Annotated in this window: 19 protein-coding genes and 1 pseudogene; 11 read left to right on the top strand and 9 right to left on the bottom strand. The window is 72.3% G+C overall.

Features of this window, described 5'->3' with window-relative positions:
* Positions 1 to 78: 78 nt before the first annotated feature.
* The 5 genes from OV079_RS44765 (at position 79) to OV079_RS44745 (ending at position 6359) form a co-directional block, all read left to right on the top strand.
* Positions 79 to 984, top strand: coding sequence for a DUF4349 domain-containing protein (locus tag OV079_RS44765; RefSeq protein ID WP_267775977.1), 906 nt, complete (start codon positions 79 to 81; stop codon positions 982 to 984).
* Positions 985 to 989: 5 nt separating this feature from the next.
* On the top strand, positions 990 to 1595 hold the full coding sequence (locus OV079_RS44760; RefSeq protein WP_267775976.1) for a hypothetical protein: 606 nt from the start codon (positions 990 to 992) through the stop codon (positions 1593 to 1595).
* Between the two features lie 487 nt (positions 1596 to 2082).
* Complete coding sequence (locus tag OV079_RS44755; protein WP_267775975.1) at positions 2083 to 3921, top strand: DUF2079 domain-containing protein; 1839 nt, start codon at positions 2083 to 2085, stop codon at positions 3919 to 3921.
* A 227-nt stretch (positions 3922 to 4148) separates the two neighbouring features.
* Positions 4149 to 5552: a thioredoxin domain-containing protein gene (locus OV079_RS44750; RefSeq protein ID WP_267775974.1), complete on the top strand. Its 1404-nt coding sequence runs from the start codon at positions 4149 to 4151 to the stop codon at positions 5550 to 5552.
* Between the two features lie 117 nt (positions 5553 to 5669).
* Positions 5670 to 6359, top strand: a complete 690-nt coding sequence (locus OV079_RS44745; protein WP_267704677.1) for a hypothetical protein — start codon at positions 5670 to 5672, stop codon at positions 6357 to 6359.
* A 366-nt stretch (positions 6360 to 6725) separates the two neighbouring features.
* Here OV079_RS44745 and OV079_RS55075 read toward each other — a convergent pair whose 3' ends face one another.
* The 6 genes and pseudogenes from OV079_RS55075 to OV079_RS44715 form a co-directional block, all read right to left on the bottom strand.
* On the bottom strand, positions 6726 to 7373 hold the full coding sequence (locus OV079_RS55075; protein WP_276602952.1) for a peptide chain release factor-like protein: 648 nt from the start codon (positions 7371 to 7373) through the stop codon (positions 6726 to 6728).
* The gene (locus OV079_RS44735) at positions 7370 to 7855 is read right to left on the bottom strand and encodes an RtcB family protein (protein WP_267778792.1); all 486 of its coding nucleotides are present in this window, start codon (positions 7853 to 7855) and stop codon (positions 7370 to 7372) included. The genes OV079_RS55075 and OV079_RS44735 overlap by 4 nt, the downstream gene beginning before the upstream one ends.
* 148 nt (positions 7856 to 8003) lie before the next feature.
* Positions 8004 to 8372, bottom strand: a pseudogene (locus OV079_RS59640) (RtcB family protein); the annotation flags it as partial.
* A gap of 230 nt (positions 8373 to 8602) precedes the next feature.
* On the bottom strand, positions 8603 to 9313 hold the full coding sequence (locus OV079_RS44725; protein ID WP_267775972.1) for a hypothetical protein: 711 nt from the start codon (positions 9311 to 9313) through the stop codon (positions 8603 to 8605).
* A 608-nt stretch (positions 9314 to 9921) separates the two neighbouring features.
* The gene (locus tag OV079_RS44720; RefSeq protein ID WP_267775971.1) at positions 9922 to 11397 is read right to left on the bottom strand and encodes a serine/threonine-protein kinase; all 1476 of its coding nucleotides are present in this window, start codon (positions 11395 to 11397) and stop codon (positions 9922 to 9924) included.
* Between the two features lie 26 nt (positions 11398 to 11423).
* Positions 11424 to 12722 (bottom strand): Ig domain-containing protein, encoded by a 1299-nt coding sequence (locus OV079_RS44715; RefSeq protein WP_267775970.1) that lies wholly within the window; start codon positions 12720 to 12722, stop codon positions 11424 to 11426.
* Between the two features lie 254 nt (positions 12723 to 12976).
* Here OV079_RS44715 and OV079_RS44710 point away from each other — a divergent pair, with 254 nt between their 5' ends.
* Positions 12977 to 13495, top strand: a complete 519-nt coding sequence (locus OV079_RS44710) for a hypothetical protein (RefSeq protein WP_267775968.1) — start codon at positions 12977 to 12979, stop codon at positions 13493 to 13495.
* Positions 13496 to 14396: 901 nt separating this feature from the next.
* Here the strand turns inward: OV079_RS44710 and OV079_RS44705 are convergent.
* Positions 14397 to 14837 (bottom strand): RNA-binding S4 domain-containing protein, encoded by a 441-nt coding sequence (locus tag OV079_RS44705; protein WP_267775966.1) that lies wholly within the window; start codon positions 14835 to 14837, stop codon positions 14397 to 14399.
* Positions 14838 to 14847: 10 nt separating this feature from the next.
* Positions 14848 to 15747, bottom strand: coding sequence for a hypothetical protein (locus tag OV079_RS44700; protein ID WP_267775965.1), 900 nt, complete (start codon positions 15745 to 15747; stop codon positions 14848 to 14850).
* Between OV079_RS44700 and OV079_RS44695 the strand changes: the two genes are divergently transcribed.
* From OV079_RS44695 to OV079_RS44675, 5 genes are all read left to right on the top strand, one after another.
* Entirely contained in the window at positions 15737 to 16306 is a 570-nt protein-coding gene (locus tag OV079_RS44695) for a hypothetical protein (protein ID WP_267775964.1), read from the top strand. The genes OV079_RS44700 and OV079_RS44695 overlap by 11 nt on opposite strands.
* Positions 16307 to 16343: 37 nt before the next feature.
* Positions 16344 to 16655, top strand: a complete 312-nt coding sequence (locus tag OV079_RS44690; RefSeq protein ID WP_267775963.1) for a DUF493 family protein — start codon at positions 16344 to 16346, stop codon at positions 16653 to 16655.
* A 97-nt stretch (positions 16656 to 16752) separates the two neighbouring features.
* Entirely contained in the window at positions 16753 to 17376 is a 624-nt protein-coding gene (locus OV079_RS44685) for a penicillin-binding protein activator LpoB (RefSeq protein ID WP_267704691.1), read from the top strand.
* Positions 17377 to 17568: 192 nt separating this feature from the next.
* Positions 17569 to 18774: a COG3014 family protein gene (locus OV079_RS44680; protein ID WP_267775962.1), complete on the top strand. Its 1206-nt coding sequence runs from the start codon at positions 17569 to 17571 to the stop codon at positions 18772 to 18774.
* 115 nt (positions 18775 to 18889) lie between these two features.
* Positions 18890 to 19459: a hypothetical protein gene (locus OV079_RS44675; RefSeq protein WP_267775961.1), complete on the top strand. Its 570-nt coding sequence runs from the start codon at positions 18890 to 18892 to the stop codon at positions 19457 to 19459.
* 274 nt (positions 19460 to 19733) lie between these two features.
* On the opposite strand, the gene OV079_RS44670 is transcribed toward OV079_RS44675, so the two are convergent.
* Entirely contained in the window at positions 19734 to 20339 is a 606-nt protein-coding gene (locus OV079_RS44670) for a hypothetical protein (RefSeq protein WP_267775960.1), read from the bottom strand.
* Between the last annotated feature and the right edge of the window lie 224 nt (positions 20340 to 20563).

Genomic DNA, 20563 nt, shown 5'->3' with positions numbered 1-20563 from the left:
GCGCCGCGCCTGTAAGTCGCGCCCGGGGCCCGACGTTCGCCGGTATCATCGGCACCCTCGCCGCCTCGTGAGCCCGTGATGCATCGACTTCGACACCTCCTGGCCGCCGCGTTCATCCTCCATTCGTTCGGTTGTGCCAAGCGGGCCAGCGAGAGCGCCGCGTCCTCGCCCCCGATGGAGGAGTCCTGGGGCGGCGGCGGCGCGATGGCCGGCGGCGAGGCGGCCCCCGAGATGCCGTACCCGACCGTCGCCTCCAAGGCCGACGACTACGAGCGAGCCGCCAGCACCGAGGACATGCGGGACGCCGCCCCGCCCGCGACCTCGCTGGGCGCCCCGGCCCCGACCAAGAGCGTGCAGTCCGGCCCGACCCGTCCCGAGCCCAAGCCGGCGGACACGCCGACCGCCAGCGCCGGCCAGGGCGAGGACAAGGGCAAGGAGCCGCAGAAGCAGTTCGCGCGGCAGATCATCTACACCGCCGACATGGCGATCTCGTGCTTCAAGCTCGACGACGCCATGCAGCGGGCCGAGGCGCTCACGCTCGAGGCGGGCGGCTACGTGCAGACCATGTCGCAGGGCTACTTCGTCCTGCGGATCCCCGCGGCCCAGTTGCGCCGCGTCATGGAGGAGCTCGGCAAGCTCGGCGTGGTCGAGTCGCGCAACCTGCAGGCCCAGGACGTGACCCAGGAGTACGTCGACCTGACCACGCGGATCCGCGTGCTGCGCGAGACCCAGAGCCAGCTCATCACCCTGCTCAAGCAGGCGCGCAACGTCGAGGAGGCGCTGCAGGTCCGGCGCTCGCTCGACGCCATCACCATGGAGCTCGAGCAGGCGCTCGGCCGCCTGCGCTTCCTCGAGAACCAGATCGGCTTCTCCACGCTCACCGTGCGGATGAGCGAGCGCGGGCCCCAGAACGCGGTCCCGTCGAGCAACGATCCCTTCCCGTGGGTCGACACCCTCGGCGTCGAGGCCACCGAGTGGAACTGAAGGCCATGTTCAAAAATACCTGTTCTTTCGCACTCGTCATCGCCGCGGCCGGGCTGCTGGCCGGCTGCAAGAAGTACGCGATCGAGCCGCCCGTCGGCTTCGTCGAGGTCAGCAGCCACTCCTACGAGACGCGCATGAAGGCCCAGGACGACGTCGGCCTGCGCGTCCATCGGTTCGAAAACGTCCGCGGCGGCACCCTCGGCTACTGGGCCGCCGACCTCGTCACCAAGCTGGGCAAGCGCGGCTACGTCCTCACCAACCAGCAGCCCGCGCGCAGCAAGAACGGCCGCGAGGGCACCCGCTTCGACTTCGACTACACGATCCCCGGCACCGACGCGCCGAAGTTCTACACCGTCGTCCTGTTCGTCACCGACGAGTACAAGTTCACGCTCGAGCTGGCCGGCGACCGCGAGCACGCCAAGGCCTACCAGGCGCGGGTCGCCGAGATCACCCGCGAGCTCAAGGTCCGCGGCTGCAAGACGGCCTCGAAGATCTGCGGCGGTCCTCAACCGCCCAAGCTGAGCTCCCCGCCGCCCGACCCGATCCCGGGCCTCCCCGAGCCGCCCGAGCCCGCGACGCCCGCCGCGCCCGCCGCGGCCCCGAGCCCGTGAGCCCCTCGCAGCGCGAAACTCCTCGCGCAGCGCTCCTTCCTGGAGCGTCATCACGACCTCGCCGAACTCGGGCGCCCGACGACCTCGGCTCGCACCGATGTCTCCTCCCTCGAGCAAGCATCATCACGACCACGCCGAGCTCGGCCATCCAGACACCTCGGCTCGCGTCGATGTCTCCTCCCTCGAGCGTCCTCACGACAACGCCGAGCTCGATCGTCCAGACGACCTCGGCTCGCGCCGATGTCTCCGTACTGCGCTGCTCCCTCGAGCCGTCTTCACGACATCGGCTCGCGCCGAGGTCTCCTCATCGCGCCCGTCACTCGCGTGCAGTCGCTTCTGCCGCCCCCCGCCAGTCTCTCCAAAGACCTCACGCGCCACGCTTTCGTCGCTGTCATGACCTCGCTCGCCCTCGGCATGCCCGGTTTGGCGTGCCCTTCGACTGACGGACCTTGACGTCCTCCCCCGCCACGGGCCACCAATACGACTCGTGCCGTTCGTCGCCGTCGCCTCCGCCGGATTCGCCCACGCGCGGCAATGGGGCGTGCTCGCGGCGCTGCTCGGCTTCGCCGCCGGCTGGACCGCCTGGGCTTTGTTGCGCGGCGACCCGGCCGCGCTCCTCGGCGACGACCTCGACCTCGGCCAGCGCCTCGCTGCCGTGCGCGCCGGCCTCGCCGGCCTCGTCGTGTTGCTCGGCGGCTACTTTCTCGCCGCGCGCCGCCGCGGCCGACCGCTCGCCGAATTCGCCGTCGCCTGGAACCGTCGCCTCCTGCTCCTCGCCGGCGCGCCCGCCTGCGTCCTGCTCGCCGTCCCCGGCCTCGCCGAGCGCCGCGGCTTCGTCCCGCTGGTCACCAGCCTCGGCCTCGGCCTCCTCGCTGCCGCCAGCGCCGCCGGCTGGCGCGACATCCTCGCGCGATGCCGCCCGCGGCCGCGCCTCGTCGCCGCGATCTTGCTCGCGCTCGGCCTCGGCGTCGCCGCCCTGCTCATTCATCTCGGCGTGGTCCGCCATCACGCGCTCGTCAGCAACATCCACGACCTGGGCATCTTCGAGAACGTCCTGTGGCGCTCGCTCCACGGCGATCTGCTGGCCACCAGCCTGTTCCCCGACGACACTTTCAATCATCAGCACTTCGCCCCGCTGCTGCTCGCGCTCGTCCCGTTCTACGCGATCGCTCCGCGCGCCGAGACCCTGATCGTCGTGCAGGTGCTGTGGCTGTGCTCCGCCGCGATCCCGCTCTATCTATTCTCCCGAAGGCGCAGCGACAGCCTCGCCCTCGCGTTCGCGGTCACCCTCGCCTTCCTCGTCTCGCCGCTGATCCACGCCAGCGCGCTGTGGGACTTCCACGACCTCACCCTCGCCGTCCCGCTGGTGCTGTGGGCGCTGTGGGCCCACGACGGCGATCGCCGCCTCGGCCTCGCGCTCGCAGTGGCCGCCCTCCTGCTCGTGCGCGAGGAGATGGGCCTCGTGGTGGCAGCCTTCGGCCTGTTCGCCGCCCTCGACGCCCGCCCGCGCCGCGGCCTCGTCCTGCTCGCCCTCGGCCTCGCGTGGTTCGTCCTCGTCGCCCGCGTGTTCGCCCCCGGCACCGGCGTGGGCGCCCACGCCGACGGCCTGCGCGGCAACCTGGCTGAAGCGACAGGCTACCGCGACCTCGCCCTCGCCCTGCTCGCCAACCCGCTGCGCCTCCCGCTCGAACTCCTGCGGCCCGACAAGTTCGGCTACCTGCTGTGCCTCGGCGCCCCGCTGCTGCTCCTGCCCATGTGCGCCGGCCGCCTGCTCGTGCTGCTCCTCCCGGGCGCCGCGATCTTCGTGCTCAGCGGCAACCAGTACGTCGCCGATCCGTACTTTCACTATTCCGCCTTCTTCTTGCCCGCGGTGTTCGCCGGCGCGGTCGTCGGCGCGGCCAACCTGCAGCGGCGACTCGGCCGACCCCTGGCGCTCGAGCTGGCGGCCGGCATCGTCGTCGCCGCGCTCGCGTTCGGCTGGTCGTTCGGCCTGCCCGGCGGCAGCTTCCGCGCCGGCTTCCACCCGGTCCCGACCGCGCTCACCGAGGCCGAGCGCGAGCGCCACGCCTGGCTCACCGAGCTGGCCCGCACCCTGCCCCCCGACGCCTGCGTCGCCGCCACCGGCGACGTCGGCGCCCACCTGGCCGCCCGCCGCTGCTTCGCCTGGTTCCCCGCCCGCCTCGACGTCGACTACCTCGTCCTCCACCGCGAGGACATCAACGCCAAGCACATGCCCCTGCTCCGCAAGCTCCGCGCCGAGCAGCGCTTCCGCACCGTCGACGAGCAGCACAAGATCCTCGTGCTGCAGCGCAACCCCGACAAATGACCTAGAGGACATGCTCTTAAGGGCATGCTCTTAAAAACATGTTTTATTGAACATGTTCCGTGGATCGATGCGTTCGGCGCGCAACTTCGCAGTCACCGCCGCCTCCACCGCGCTCGGCATCACGCGGCCGCCTCCGCCAGCACCTCCCCCCACGGGCGCCCCACCTTTTACACAGCCTTGACCGTCGCCCATCGCGTCCTCCGCTACACCCGACGTCGGAGGCAACGATGCAGATCCGCGGCGCGCTCTGGACCACCATGGCCCTGTTTCTGTCCCTCGGCGCGCCGGTGAGCGCGAGCGCGAGCGACCTTCCACCTGTCCTCGAGGACATCATCGGCCGGAGCCTCGGCCTCGCCCAGCTCGCGCAGCTCGCCCTGGCAAACGACGACGCCGCCGCCCAGGCTGCCCGCCTGCGCCTGCGCGCCGCCGGCCCCGAGGGCCTCCGCGCCTTCGAGCGCGCCCACGAGGCCGCGCTGACCGCCGCTTACGACGCAGTCCTCGCCGCCGCCGAGGCCCCGCAGGACCGCCGCGATCCCGCAGGCCTCGCCGATCCGGCCCGCGCCCGCCTGCTGGCCGCCCTCGACACCGTGTGCGGCCAGCGCGACTGCCTGCTGTCGCGCCTCTACTGGCACACCGACCTCGACGAAGCTGTCCGAACGGCCAGGCGCGAGGGCAAGCCGGTCCTCTCGCTGCGCCTGCTCGGCGACCTGCGCGACGAGCTGAGCTGCGCCAACAGCCGCTTCTTCCGCGCCCTCCTCTACCCCGACCCGGCGGTGCGCGCCCTCCTGCGCGACCGCTTCGTGCTCCACTGGGCCAGCGAACGAGCGGCGCCGAAGATCACCATCGACCTCGGCGACGGCCGCCAGGTCGTCACCACCATCACCGGCAATAGCGCCCACTTCGTCCTCGACGCCGGCGGACGTCCGGTCGACGTCGTCCCCGGCCTCTACGCCCCCGCCGAATTCGTCGCCGCTCTGCAGCGCGCCGAGGACCTCGCCCGCCGCACCGCCGTCCTCGCCGGCGACGACCTCCGCGACGCGCTCGCCGACCACCACGAGGCCCGCGTGCGCGCCCTCGACGAATCGTTCAAGAGCCAGGCGATCACCGCGGGTCAGCGCGTGTCTCCGCCGCCCCGCGCGGCTCGTCCCGGCGCCCTTGAGCCGCGCGCCGGTCAGGCCGCGCCGCTGGCGATCAGCAAGATGGCCGTCGAGGCGCCGCTGCTCGGCGCCACCGGCGAGCCCGTCGACCGCGTCGCCGAGCGCTGGGAGCGGATCGCCGACGTCACCGCGCCGTCGATCGCCCTCTCGCGCGCGAGCCTCGGCCTCGTGCGCACGCAGCAGTGGCGCAGCGGCGACACCTCGCGCGACGCCGCCGACAGGTCCGCGGCGATCGTCGCGCTGCGGCGTACGCTCGCGCTCGACACGCTGCGCAACGAGCAGGAGATCCACCGGGAGATCCACGGCTGGTGGGCGCGCGGGGCCACCGCGCCCGCGGACCTGCAGTCACTCGTCCGACGCGTGTACGACGAGTTGTTCATGACGCCTGCGCGCGACCCCTGGCTCGGACTCGCCGACCCGACGAGCTACGGCGGCCTCGTCGGCGGCGGACGGCGGTCGCAGGCCCACCTGTGAGCGCGCGCGAGCCCGCCCTCTCGTACCCGTCCCGACAATTCCTGCCCCGAAGCACAGCCGACTGTGTAAATCTGGAGGCCCGGAGGCCGGGGGCCCACGCCCCACGGGCTCGTGCGCATGAGTGATTTCCTCGTCGAAGCCGCCCGCAGCAGCCCCGCGATCGCCGCGAGCCTGAGCAAGCTCCGGCAACGCGCCGAGGCTGCGATCCGCGACGCCGCGATCGCCGACACCGTCCTCGACGCCCGCGACTCGGCCCCGCACCCCACGGTCCCGCGCGGCTCCGACAGCGCCACCGTGATCCCGCGCGAGCACGCGCACTCGAACGCGCTCGACGCCTTCGGCACGCGCGAGCCCAAGAGCTGGAGCGCCGACCTCCTGCGCGACGTCGCCGCGCCCGACGTGTTCGCCAGCAACCCGCTCGGCGAGCTCGAGCTGCTGGCGCTGCGCAGCGCCCAGGCCCTGCGCACCCAGGGCTCGCGCCTGCGGCAGGTCACGATCCTCGTCGCCGGCCTCGCCGCGGCCATCGTCGGCGCCGGCCTCTACGCCGCCGTCCAGGGCGAATACGGCCTGTCCGGCGGCCTCGTCGCCGGGGGCCTGGTCGTGCTCGCGCTGGTGATCGGCAAGTGGAACCCGTTCCGCCGCGCCGCCCGCTCGGCCGAGCTCGCCGAGCTCGCCGACGCCACCGCGACCACCCTCCGCCTGCGCATGCGCGCCCTCGCCGAGCTCGGCGACAGCAAGACCCGCGCCCTCGAGCAGTGGAAGGTCGTCATCGAGATGACCGAGTCGGTCCGCCGCCGCCGCGCGTGACGACGCTCCAGACGTGTTCGATAAAACATGTCGCATAAGACATGTCGATTTCGACATGCCCTGAAAGACATCCCATCCAGAATCGCTCGACGCTCCGGCCACGGCCCTCGCAGCAGCCAGGCCGAAGAAGTCCCCGCCCGCCTCCGGCCTCACGCTGCGGCTCGCGGACTCCTCGCGCTTCTCCCTGCTCGCTGAGCCAGAGAGGATCGCACTCATAGCTGCCCGTTGGCCTGCTATGAGTCGATACACTCTCCCGCGGCCTCGAGTCGACCGAGCTCCTCACGCTGCGCTTGTAGGAGTCGGCCGAGCTCCTCGCTAACGCGGCTTCACGCCGCGTCCGCGAGGAGTCAGCCGGACGCCGCGACTTCACCCCTGCACGCGGGCGAACTCCGGCCCGCGGAACACCTGCCTGGCGTTGCCGCGCTCGATCGCGTTGTGCTCGTCCCAGCGGGCCCGCTCGGCCTCGCTGCGCCGCGCCGCCGCGCCCGCCAGCAGCAGGGCCGCCAGCCGCTCGCGGGCGACCCTTCGGTTCTGCCCCTGCGAGCGCTCCTCGCGGGCCACCACCTCCAGGCCGGTCGGCTTGTGGCGCAGGCGGACCGCCGTGCTGCGCTTGTTGACGTTCTGCCCGCCCGCACCGCCGCTGCGGACCGCCGACTCTTCGAGGTCCGCCTCGCGCACCGCGGTGATCGCCTCGGCCTCGACCGGCAGGCGCGTCAGCTTGACGAACCAGTTGCGCCGGCGGTGCGTCGGCCGCAGCGGGCTGCGCCCGATCCACTGCACCGTGCCCTCCCACTGCGACAGCAGCGTCGCGATGCCTTCCCCTTCGGACATGTCCTCGAGTTCATACAGCAGCGACCACGCGGTCTCCGCCGCCGGCCCCGGTGCGCGCGACAGCTCCTCGCAGCCGAGGCCCGCCGCCGCCGCCGCCGCCGCGAACACCGGCCCGAGGCGGTGCACCACCCACGCCAGCTCCGGCGGCCCGTGACCGCCGGAGATCAGCACATACGCCTTCATCGTCGACTCCGGGTCTTGTAGGTCAGCACCGGGCGCAGCGTCGCCACCACGGTGCACAGGCCGGCCGCCACCAGATCGCCGACGACCGCGTCGATCTTTTTATAGGCCTCCGGCGCCTCCTCGTAGAGCAGCTCGCGGTCCTCGCAGATCACCCGCCCGCCGAGCGGCGTGCGCACCAGATCGTCGGGGCGGTAGCGGTCCTGCAGCCGCTCCTTGACGTCGCCGCGGCGCCACTTGCGACCTGCCCCGTGGGCCAGGGACCAGCCCGCCTCCGCGCGGCTCGGATCGGGCTTCACCACGTAGCTCAGCGTCCCGCGCGAGCCGGGGATCACCACGATCCCCGCCGTCGACGGCGCCGCGCCCTTGCGGTGCAGCCACCGCTGCGGCGCGCAGTCCGGGCACGGCACCACCGCGTTGTGGCACACGTCGAGCACCGGGGCGATCGCCGTGCCGAGCGCGTCGGCGAAGCGGCGCGCGATCAGGGCGCGGTTCGCCTGCGCCCACGCGACCGCCCCGTCGTGCGCGCGCAGGTACGCGCGCGTCCTCGCCGGCGCTGTCCAGCCCGGCCGCCGCGAAGCGGTCGACGTGGGCGCGCAAGATCGCCTCGCCGAGCCCGCGCGAGCCGCTGTGGACCAGCAGCACCAGCGCGCCTGCCGGGATCCCCAGCGACGCCCACGCCTCCGCGTCCTCGATCGCGTCGACCTGCTGCAGCTCCGCGAAGTGGTTGCCGCCGCCGATCGTCCCGAGCGACGCGTCGTGGTCGGTCGGCGCGACTGTCCTTTCGGCCAGGAACTCGCGCGCATCGCCTTCCCACGGCCCGTCGAGGTCGCCGAGGCGGTCGGCCCAGCGCTCGAGCTTCTGCCTGCGCTGCGGCAGCTCGGTGGCCCACAGCGCCATCCCGCAGCCGATGTCGTTGCCGACCAGGTGCGGGTAGATCCGCCCCTCGCTGACGAACGCCGCCCCGATCGGCGAGCCCTTGCCCGGGTGGAGGTCGGGCATGCCGACCGCCGCGATCATCCCCGGCAGCGTCGCCGTGCGCTCGAGCTGCTGCACCGCCTCGCCCTCGATCCACGTCTTCGGCGACGCCACGATCCGCACCGCCGGCCTGTCTTGCGTATCCATCCTTGCACCTCCGCCTGGCGCCTGCAGCGGCCCCAGGTCTCCGTCGTTCGTCGCCGCGCTGCCGCGAAGCGGCGCCCGCCGTCCCGCGCTCTTGTCGTTCGTGCCCATCATCGCACCCCCGGCGGCAGCCGCCGCAGCTCGCGCTTGCCGATCTGCCGCTTCGCCGTCGCGTAGCGGTCCCAGTAGCCGTAGTGCTGGTTCAGCTCCCAGCCGCGCTGCCACGGGGACCCCAGCTTGCGCAGGTCGCCGAGCAGCAGGTCGTGCACCTCGCGGTCCGGCTCGCGCGGCAGCGGCGACAGGGTGATGCGGTACCACTGCCCGTCGATCTTGCGGTACTGCGCCTCGCGGCCGATCGGCACCACCTCGATCGCGGGCGGCGGCGTCGCCGGGCCCGGCACGAACGGCACCTTCTTCAGCAGGCCCGTCTCCGGACACACGTAGACCTGCGCCCTGCGGTAAGCGCCGAGCGGCCGCACGCCCCACGAGCCGTGCTCGTACAGTCCACCGTCGATCTCCACCACGTTGGTGTAGACCATGTCGCGCAGGTGGTCGAGGACGTGCTTCTGCACCGCGCTCGTCACCCGCAGGTGCGCCGCGATCTCCGAGTGCACCGCGTCCCACGGGCGGCCGACCCGGCTCAGCAGGAAGCGGCGCAGCGGCGCCAGGTTCTCGTTCAGGTGCTTTGAGCCGCGGCCGCGGCTGATCGGCTCGTCGTTCGGCGCGGTCTCCGGGTCGGCGCGGCGGCGCATCTCCGCCCGCCGGCCCTTGCCGCCCCAGCCGCCGCCCATGCGCGGCCGCTCGATGATCACTTCATACATGTCCCAACGCAATCAACACCTCGCCTCTCCGCCCGCAAGGGCGATGGAGTGGGTCTCCCAGGAATCACAGCAGTTCGAATTGCCCATGGCAGGAATCTCGACACACGACAATGCCCGGGGCAGGCGCGGCGACGCTGCCCCCATTCGCCGAGAATGGCGAATGAACATTGGGAGGCCTCCGCCGCCGCGTCAGGCCAGCCCGCGGGCGCGGACGGGGCGGCGACGTGCGAAGACGTCGCGGCCCCGTCCGCGTCGCGCGGGCCCTCGCTGCCGGGGCTCACGGGCGACCAGAACGGCCTGAAACGGCCTCCTGGGCCCCGAGAGCGGCGTCCTGCGCCTCGCCGCCGTCAGGGCCTCGTCGCAGGGGCGACGCGGTCGGCGGGCGTCATCGCAAAAGCGACGCACCTCACCGGGAGACGGCGGGGAGACTGCTCCGGCCGCGCGTCCGAGATGTGGACCGCGGGCGAAGACGAACGGACGCGGCGAGCGGGCCTGCGTTCGAGCGGATGTGGCTCAGTGGCGAGACATGACCGAACCGCCTGGTGAGAGGCGATGTGCACTCTATACAGTACGACCCCGGGCGGGTCAAGCACCATTGCGCAATCGTATCACTTTAGGCGGTTTTTGGGCTGCGACGGCAGGAACCAGCCGAGGCCGGCCCCGAGGCCCGCGAAGGCGACGCAGACGAACAGCGTGTCGACGCCGTGCGTGCGGGGCTCGCCGGCGAAGCGGATGGCCTGGATCGCGAAGCCGAGGATCAGGCCGAGCGCGGCGCCGAGCACGATCACCGCCGGGCGGGCGGCCGGTCGGTTGTCGCGGAGGATCAGGCGCTTGAGCGTCGGCGGGCGCTCGTCGAGCGCCTTGCGGAACGGGACCATGCGCGCGTCGGAGCGGTGGAGCGGCGGCTCGACGGTCGGCATCTGCCCGGTGTCGCCCGACGCGAGGTAGAGCGCGGTGTTGCGGACCTTGCCGGCCAGCCGGCGCGACAGCTTGCGCAGCGCCTCGCGCATCTCCTCGGCCGACTGGAAGCGCGCGCTCGGGTCCATCGCCAGGGCGCGCTGGAAGAACTCGCGGAACGGCCGGGTGATGTTGGGGACGTGGTGCTCGATCGGCGTCGCCGGGTCGGTGGCGATGCTGTAGACCAGCGAGTGGACGTCGTCGGCCTGGTGCGGCAGCTTGCCGGCGATCGCCTCGTAGAGCACCACGGCGGTGCTGTAGAGGTCGGTGCGCTGGTCGAGCTGCAGGCTCGCGGCCTGCTCGGGCGACATGTAATAAGGCGTGCCGAGCAGGCCGTCGGGGGCGCTGGTCTCGGTGCTGGTGGCGAGCAGCAGCGAGGCGCCGAAGTCGAGCACCTTGAGCCCGAGCTCGAAGGTGTCGGTCTCGAAGTTGCGGATGTTGGCCAGCATCAAGTTGTCGGGCTTGATGTCGCGGTGGACGATGCCCCGCTTGTGCGCGGCCAGCAGCGCCGACAGCACGCCGTCCATCAGCTCGACCGCCTCGTCGGTCGGCAGCTTGCCGCCGCTGCGCTTGAGGTGGTCGCGCAGGCTGCCCTGCGTCAGCAGCTCCATCGTGATGTACTGCAGCTCGGCCGTGGCCGGCGAGATGTCGAGCACCCGCACGATGTTCGGGTGGCCCATCTCGCCCATCAGCTTGGCCTCTTGCCAGAAGCGCTCGATGATCTGCGCCTTGTGGCGGAAGCGGTCGGCGAGGAACTTGATCGCCACGGCGCCGTGCATGTGCGAGTGCTCGGCGCGCCAGACGATGCCCATGCCGCCGCGCCCGAGCATCGCCTCGAGCCGGTACTTGCCGTCGATCTCGGTGCCCGGCTGCAGCGCCGCCGCCCGCACGTCGCTCGGCACGCGCCGCCGCGGCTGCACCATGCCCACGTGCGCGCCGGAGCGGTCGAGCGTGGTGGCCATCGTCGTCCGCATGCCCGGGATGCTCTGCGTCGGCGCGCGCAGCCCGGGGTCGGTCGTCGTCGGGCCCGACGGCGTGGCCATGTCGGACGGCAGGTGGGCCTGCGACGTCGACGCGCTTGCCAGCGTCGCCTCGGGGGCGGGCGACGGTTCCTCGGGCTGCTTCATCGGGCGGGCTTGCGCCCCATGATGCCTCACTGAGGCCGGAAGATCACGGGGAACTCGAAGCTCGAGTTGTCACCGTTGGCCAGGATCGCGTCCTTGCCCTGGCAATCCGGGGCCGCGTTCGACAGGCAGTAGTCGATGCTCCACTGGACCACGAACGGACGCGTCTTGAACTCCTCCGGGGGGACGTCGCCTTTCGCCCACATCTCGTGCGAGAAACCGATCTTCGGCGTGCCCATCAGGGGCAGGAGCGAGCACTGAATCGCCTTGTCGCCGTCGGGCTCGTTGGCGTCCGCGACCAGCGGGCACAGCCCGGAGCAGCCGTCCTTGTCGGACTTGCACTCGCCGGTGCCGAACGGCGACATCGTCACGCGGTAGAGGAAGCCGAAGAAGCACGAATCACCGCAGGTGCCCTTCTTCACCTCGAAGCGCGGGTCGGCGTCGCCGTCGAAGCGCAGCGGCTGGTCGGGATCGAAGTCCACCACCATCGGCTCGAGCGCGTTGTCCATCTGCCCGCTGTGGTCGCCGGAGATCGCGTAGGCCTTCGGCGCCTGCTGAGTCTGCTTGGCGCAGTACGGCGCGTACACCTTCACGCCCGACTGCTCGGCCGCGACGATCCACGCCCAATTGCCGTAGCGCGATTCGCCGATCGTCCCGACGATCGCGCAGCTCTGGTCGTCGACGCCGAGGCCCGTCGGGACCTTGCCGTCGCCCGACCCGGCCGGCGTGGAGCAGGTGATCGGCGAGCCGTCGCCGCCGGTGACGTAGTCGAGGATCGTCTTGTCGCCGCCCGCGGCCACGCACGGGCCGTCGGCCGCGAGCGCGTCGTAGTCGACCTTGAGCTGGTCGCCGACGGTCAGCGCCGGACAGCTCGCCGTCGCCACGGTGTCCTCGAGGTCGGTGACGGTGATCTCGACGGTGAACTCGCCCGAGGTGGTGGGGACGCCGGAGATCTCGCCGCTCGCGGGGTTGATGGCGAGGCCGTCGGGCAGACCGGAGGCCGACCAGGTGTACTTCGGCACGCCGCCCGACGCGGTCGGCTGGTGCTGGTACTCGGCCCCCTGCGCGCCCTTCGGCAGCGCCCCGCAGTCGACCGCCAGCGCCGGCGGCGGCTCGTCGGTGGTCACGAGCGTCGTGGTCGGCTCGTCGGTCGTCACCGTGCTGGTGGGCGACGTCGGCGTGTCGGTCGTCGACGTCGTCGTCTCGCTGTCGGTCGTGGTCGCCGGCGGCTGGGTGGTCTGCGTCGCCGAGCCGACGTAGCTCCCACCTCCCGCGGCGTCGTCGTCGCTGCACGCCATGGGCAGCGCCGCCGCGCCGAGCACGAACATCCACGTCCATCCGGGCCCGGAGAGTCGCCCTCTCCGATCGCGGCCTTCGCTGGCGAACCGCCTCATCGTCCGATCTCCTTAGTTCAAAAGCCCTGCAATCGGGCGGGCGGAGCATAGCACCTCGCCGCCGCCACCCCGGCGGAATTTCTTCCGTACACCGTCCGCGGCCGCGTCTGCAGCGTCCGGCCGGCCGCGGGAAATCCCGTCCGCGGCGGTCAACCGCCCGGCCACGCGCGCTACTCTACGGCTCACCCGTGAGCTTGTGGCAGCACCTCTGGCCCCCGCGGCCGCGTCGCCTCGAACGACTGTCCGACATCCTCGGGGCCGGGCGTGACGAGCTCGTCACCTTCGCCGGCAGCGTCGAGCCGCTCGAGGCGATCCACGATCCCGTCAGCGGCGAGCTCGCGGTCGCCATCGACTACCGCGCCGCGCCGCCGCACAGCGTCGTCGGCGTCGCCGGCGCGCTCAGCGTCATTTCGCGGACCTTCCACGTCGCCCGCCAGCAGGCCGTCGACTTCCTCGTGGCCGAAGGTCCGCACCGCGTCCTCGTCTGCGTCGACCGCGGCACCGACCTCGACGCCTTCCACCGCGACCTGCTCACGCGCCACGGCGTCGGCCTGCGCACCGAACGGGCGCTGGTCCGCCCCGGCGACCGCGTGTGCGTGATCGGTCGGCGTCTCGGGGCACGCCCGACATCGCCGCTGCGCGACGAACCATACCTCGCGGTCGTGCGGGCGCAGCGGTTCTGGCCGCTCGAACCGCCGCCGGCATAGCCAATCACCGCCGGTTCCGTCGGCCACCCGCAGGCGGGACGTCTCACGTCGAGGTCACCGAAAGGCGGACGCGCCGGTCGACGCGCCCCCGCGACGGAGGCCGCGCCTCGCCCGAACCGACACGGCCACGTCCCGCGCCCCAGCTCGGACCCTCGCACGAGGTGACTCCCGCTCGAGCGCCAACCTCCTCTCACGACCTCGGCCCGGACGCCCCTCTTCAACGCCACGACCTCGCTCGCGATCAAGTTCGGACTCACGACGGACTCGCTCTCGAGCTCCGGCGCCCTCACTCGTCGGCCTCACACGACCTCGTCTCGACCTCTCCCCGACCGTCCTCGCTCCGCGACCTCGCCGCGCTCCAGCGCGGCCCTCTTGCTCGCGTCGCTCGCGACCGTCCTCGCTCCGCCACCTCGCCCGCGCTCCAGCGCGACGCTCTTGCTCGCGTCGCTCTCGACCGTCCTCGCTCCGCCACCTCGCCCGCGCTCCAGCGCGGCGCTCGTGCTCGCATCGCTTGCGACCGTCCTCGCTCCGCGACCCAGCGCCGCGCTCCAGCGCATCGCTCGCACGATCTGACTCGCAATCACTCGAGCGCCCACCGATCTCGCTCCAGCGAGACAGCCGCGCACGACTCGACCCGGCGCTCGAGCGGCGGGACCCGACTTCACCCCGACGAGACGTCGGCGCTCGCACGACGAACTCGAGCGCAGACCCGATCGCACGGACCCGAGACGAACGCGCACCCCCGACCGGCGAGACGATCGCGCTCTCACCACCCGACTCACGCGAGCGCGACCTCCCCGCCCTCGAGTGAGGTCACGACCTTTTCTCTCTTACTGCCCGGCGCCGATGTCGCCGCTGCGCTTTTGCATCGGCGGCGACAGGTCGTGTGCGAGCCGCGGCGTCAGTAGCCGCGGAGGCGGCGGATGTCACGGCGTTCTTGTTTGGTCGGCCGGCCGAGGCCGCGATCGCGCACGACCATTCCGGGCACCTCGGTCGGCGGCGGACGCGGCGGCGACTTGTCGTTGAAGAGCGTGCGGGCCACTGCAGCCGGGCCGCGCCGCTCGCTGAGCCCCAGCACCTCCAGGATCCGGACCCCGTCGCCGGTCTTGATCGTGACCTCCTCGCCGCGCTTCAGCGATCGGGCCGCCTTGGCCGTGACGCCGCCGACCTTCACGTGACCGGCCGCGCACGCCTCGCTCGCCAGCCCGCGGGTCTTGAAGCAGCGGGCCGCCCACAACCACTTGTCGAGGCGCACCGACTGCAGCGCGGGGTCACCGGCGGGGCCGGCGGCCGTCGGACCCGCCTCGGCCTCATCCTCGTCATCGTCGTCGTCGGCGCGCATCCAGGGGCTCTCAGCATGCCCGGGCCGCGACGAGTTCGCCAGCGCCGGTGACGCCTCGCGCGCGCTCGCCCGGCCTTGCGCGATCGTCGCTCGACGCGCCGGCGACGGCGGCGACAGCGAGCCGGAGCGTACGTCGCGGCCACGACGAACATGCCCCAAGAGACATCCCCGCGGCCGCGCGCTTGACAAGCGAACCCGGCCGCGAAACCCTCATGAACGCATGCAAGGCGCCCCCCCGATCAACTTCGCGGTGCCCGGAGACGTCGGGGCCGCGCAGCGAATGGCCGCCGCCGCCCGCGGCGACGCCGTCGCCTTCATCGAGCTGTGCGAGAGCTACGCCCCGGCCCTGCTGGGCGCGACCCTGCGGATCCTCGGCGACCGCGTGGCCGCCGAGAGCACCGTCTACGGCGTCCTCCTCGACGCCTGGCGCGGCGCCAAGCAGTTCGACCCGCGCCAGGCCAGCGTGCGCGTGTGGTGGACCATCGGCGCCCGCGCCGCGGCCCTGCGCGCCCTGCCCGAGCACCGCGCCGCTCGCATGGCGGCCGTCCACGACACCCAGATCACCACCCTCGACGACAAGACCGAGGCGCCCGACGTGGGCCCGCTGCGCCAGGCCGTGCAGACGGCGATGCTCGACCTCGACGACGAGCCGCGCAGCGCCCTCCAGCTGGCCTACTTCGAGGGTCTCGGCGCCGGCGAGATCGCCGACCGCGCCCGCACCTCGCCCGAGGTCGTGCGCGCCCAGGTCGCCGACGGCCTGCGGCGGCTGTCGGCCGCGCTGGCCGGCACCGCGCCGAGCATCGACGTCCCGCGCCCGCACGACCGCCTCGCCGCCGCGTATCTGCTCGACGAGCTCTCGCTCGAGGACCGCGCCCGCTTCGACCGCGGCGAGGCGATCGGTGAGCTGCAAGCCAGCGAGGTCGCCGCCCAGCGCGACAACGTCCACGGCCTCGCGCTCTACACCTTCCCCGCCGCCCTGCTGCCGCAGACGCGCGCGCCTGGTCGCCGCGATCGCCGGCCCCGAGCGCCTCAGCCCCTTCACCGACGACCTCGCCGCCCTGCTGCGCCTGCCGCTCCACGACGCCCGCGAGATCCTCGCCCGCGTCGACGCCCCCCGCGGCTGGCGCGACGACGCCGGCCTGCGGATCCTGCCCCTCGAGACAGGGTCCGAAGTCCGTGTCCCAGAGAGCATGTCCGAAGAGCCAGATGCCGTCGGCGACAGCGACATCACGGTGGTCCAGCGCGCGGCCTGGCCGCGGCGGCTGATCGTGCGCGTCGCGCCGGGCGCCGTCATCCCGTCCCGCTACCCGCACAGCGAGGCGCGCGTGCTGGTGCTCCAGGGCGGCCTCAGTCACGAGGAGGCCGGCGCGGCGCGCCCCGGCGATCTCGTGCCGTGGCCCTCGGGGACCACGCTCGGGGTCGCGGAGCCGGGCGGGCCGGAGCTGATCCTCGCCGTCCTGAACCAATGAGGTGCCGGGCGCGCCGTGGCGTGCTAACCACGGCCCCATGTCCGGATCTACCCACCGGCCCGACGAGACGCGCCGGGCCCCCGCGCGCGAGGCGATCCTCGCCGCCCACAGCTTCCCCGGGGAGTACACGATCAAGGCCTTCGGCCCCGCGGACGACGCGTTCCGGGCCGAGGCGGTCGACCTCGCGCACGGCGTGGTCGGCCCCGCGCGGCTGGTCGTGAGCGAACGACTGACCCGCTCGGGCGACCGCCTCTGCCTCACGTTCACGCTCCACGCCGAGCAGGTCGAGGAGGTCGAGGAGGTGTACGCCCGGCTGTACAGCATGCCCGCCGTCCTCTTAATCTTTTGAGCGTGGGGACGTCGCTCACTCCCTGCACGCCCTGAATGTCTCCGCGGCGCCGCGGGTCTCACCGCGCGGCTCCCGTCACCCCAGCCTTCTTCACGCCATGCCTGCACGTCCCCTCCAGCTCCTCGCCCTCGGCGTCGCGCTCACCTCCGGCCTCGGCGCCAACCTCGGCTGCAAGCCCAAGGCGGTGCGCGGCGGGCCCGGCACCGAGAACCCCAACCTCGACCAGGGCGCGATGAGCACCACGCTCGACCGCAAGGACCTGCAGGACCTGCTGCAGGTCTCGCTCGAGAAGCTGCACGCCTCGCCGTTCTGGGCCCAGATCACGAGCTTCCCGGCCCCGGTGATCGTGGCGATCTGGCCGTTCAAGAACGAGACCTCGGAGCACATCGACGACCAGCTCAACACGCTTCTCGGCGACCTCGAGACCGAGCTCGTCAACAGCGGCGTGGTCCAGGTGGTCAGCCGCGAGCGCCAGGCGGAGATGGCCAGCGAGGCCGCGGTGCAGCAGAACCGCTCGGTCTACGACCCGAACTTCGCCGCCCAGATCTCGCGCCAGATCGGCGCCAAGTACTTCGTCACCGGCAAGGTCGGCAGCGTCGACGAGTTCTTCAACAAGGAGCGCCGGGTCCAGTACACCCTGTTCATCCAGGTGATCGAGGTCGAGACCAGCCTGGTGCGCTTCCAATACAAGGCCGAGCGCAGCAAGGCGATCGTCCGCTAGAGGGCCCATGGTCGCCCCGTCCGCGCGCCCGCGAGCCGGCCTTGCCGCGCTCTCGCTCGGCCTGGTCCTCACCACCGGCTGTGCGACCTACTCGGACCGCACCCGCGAGGCCGCGGCGCGGCCCAGCGGGGCGACCTGCCCGGCGCGGAGAAGCAGGTCAACAAGCTGCTCGGCACCCGCAGCAGCAAGGACATGCCGACCAAGTGGAAGAAGGACACCGCGCTCGCCCTGCTCGAGCGCGGCATGATCCTCCACGCCAGCGGCGCCTACAAGCTCAGCGCCCGCGACCTCTCGGTCGCCGAGAAGCAGCTCGAGCTCCTCGACATCGCCCGCGACGGCGCCGGCCAGCTCGGCAAGTACGTGTTCTCCGACAGCTCCACCAAGTACAAGGCGCCGCCGTCGGAGAAGCTGGTCCTCAACGCCTACAACCTCCTCAACTACCTGCTGCAGGGCGACCTCTCGGGCGCGCGCGTCGAGGCCAAGCGCTTCACCGTGATGCACGAGTACCTCACCAGCTACGACCAGCGCGGCCGCCCGCGCGCCGAGGGCGAGGCCGACGTCGTCCACCCCCACGGCGCGTTCGGCAGCTGGCTGGCCGGCTTCGTGTTCGAGCGCCTCGGCGAGCACGAGTCGGCGCTGCGCTACTACGACGAGGCCCTGCAGGCGCGCCCGTTCGCCAGCCTGGTCGGCCCGGTCCAGCGGCTGTCGGCGCTGGCCGGCTACCGCTCGCCGCGGATCGACGCTGTCCTTGGGGGCATGTCCTATGAGACAGCCCAGGCGCCGAGCGAGGTCTTGGTGGTCGTCAGCGTCGGCCGGGTCCCGCTCAAGGAGGCGCGGCACATGCCGATCGGCGCCGCCATCGGCCTGGCCCACGCCTACATCACCGGCGACAGCCGCGTGCTCGAGCGCAGCGCGCTCAAGATGGTCGTCTACCCCGAGCTGGTGCCGTCGGGCAGCGCGTTCGAGACCGCCGAGTTGCGCGTCGACGGCCAGCCGGTCGGGCTCGAGATCGCCAGCGACATCCAGACCGAGGTCATCGACGAGTACGAGCAGATGAAGCCGAAGATCATCGGCGCCGCGATCTCGCGCCTCATCGTCCGCGCGGCGGTGGCCGAGGGCGCCCGCGCGGCCGGCAACAGCGCGAAGGAGGGCGGCGCGATCATCGGCCTGTTCGCCGCGCTCGCGGCCGAGGGCGCCTTGCTCGCGGCCGACCGCCCGGACACCCGCTCCTGGACCCTGCTCCCGGGCCTCGTCCTCGTCGCGCGCGTCCCCGTGCAGCCCGGTCCGCACGCCGCCACCGTGGTCGCGTCCGGCCGCGGGGGCAGCGAGACCCGCAACTACTCGTTCGATGTCCCGGCCGGCGGCTTTGTTGTGCTGGACGTCACCACCCTGCGCTGACCCTCGCTTACGCTGATCGTCAACCGCCTCGCGCTTCGTCTCACTCCCACGCTCTCCCTCGAGGTGCCCCATGATGCGTCGTCGCCTTCGTCTCCGCGCCCTGCACTCCCTCCTGATGGTCGTCGGCGCCTACCTCGGCCTGTGCAGCCTCGCGCCGGTCGCCGAGGCCAGCGTGCTCGGCCGCCGCGGCATCGAGATCGAGGGCCCGCAGGACCGCCGCGGCTTCTTCATCGGCCCCGGCATCGGCTTCGGCGCCACGTACTTCGACAGCCCGCTGTTCGCCCGCACCTACAACGAGGCGACGGCCTTCATCCCCGGCGGACGCATCGAGCTGGCCCTCGGCGGCGGCGTCGGCAAGCGCCTCACGCTCGGCGTCAACCTCCACCTCGGCACGTACATGTCGAGCCGCTTCGGCCCCAAGGTGTTCTTCGGCGGCGACGTCGAGGCCAACATCTTCATCGTCCGCGGCTTCTTCGTCCGCACCGGCCTCGGCATCGGCGGCGTGCCCCAGGGCGACGGCCGCCGCGTCCGCATGGGCGCCGGCGGCGTGGTGGGCCTCGGCTACGAGTTCTGGCTCAACGCCAGCGCCGCCCTCGGCGTCGCGCTGCTCTACGACCTCCGCGCGGTCCCGGGCGACGGCCTGCGGCACACGCCGTACGTCGGGCTCCGATTCGCCTGGTACTGACGAACGCGCCGGTCTTCGGAGGTGACCACCTCGCCGTCGTCCCCGCCCGCCCAGACGCGATGGCCCGCCCGTCGAGCAGGCGGACGCTCCAGAGCACCTCGTCGCTCACACCTTCCGCGCCGCCCTCGCACCACCACGGTCGGGCAGTCGGCCGGGCGCGTCGGCGTGGATCCACGACGGCCTGTCGCTCCGGGTTTCCGGAGCAGCAGCTCTGCGGGCACGGCCGAGCGTCGCGAACCATCGCGCATGCGGGTGACGGCGAGCGGCGCGGAGCTCAGGAAACGCCGAGGAGGATGCTCGTGCGGATGACGCTGGCGCCGACCTTGCCGGTGTGTTCGCCGCTGCCATCGAGGTAGACCGCCTTGACGGCGACCTGGACCTTCTCGGCCTCTTTGTTGGGGTCGTAGATCTCCACCGGGCCGCCGATGACGCACTTGGTCCCGTCCCAGCTGCCGGTGTCGAAGGTCGCGACGCGTTGGTGCCAGGCGCCGTCGTAGAAGATCGACACATCGTAGAAGAGCACTGTCCACGCGCACTGCGACTGGGTCAGCGGCGGTCCGGCCCAAAACGGGCTGACCAGCAGGTGCGGATGGATCCAGAAATTGTCGACATTGGTCGCCTCGATCACGTAGTGGTCGCCACAACTCTTGCCCCCGTAACTGGCGCTGGGCGACGAATTCGTCATGCTCGCCGACAGGCTCGGGTTGGCCGGATGGGCGATCAGCGGGGCCGAGAAGTGGTGCTGGCCATTGGTCGAGCAGCGCGGCGAGACTTGGGTCTCGGCCCACTCTTCCGGGGTGAGCTCGTCCACCTCGGAGTCGCAGGCGGTGAGCAGCGCGAAGGAGGCCGCGCCGGCCGTGAATAGGAGATACTTTTGCATGGGATACGTGCTTTCTGCGGCACCTGGACGGCCGCTCGCGGGCGACGGCGAGGGCCGTCTATCCGCACAGTGACGACCGTGCGGCGATCAATTGCAGGGCGCCGCCGCGTTCTTCGGACCACGAGGTCACATCCTGCCTCGCGAGGCGGAGCCGCTGCGGCCCGCTCGCTCTCGGCCGGCGCGAGGCGCTCGACCCTCGTCCCGGCCCTGACACTGCTACAACA

The organism is Nannocystis pusilla (assembly GCF_026626665.1).
Taxonomy (GTDB): Bacteria; Myxococcota_A; Polyangia; order Nannocystales; family Nannocystaceae; genus Nannocystis; species Nannocystis pusilla.
The sequence above is the reverse complement of the archived record's forward strand: the minus strand, read 5'-3'. Positions and strand labels throughout refer to the sequence as shown.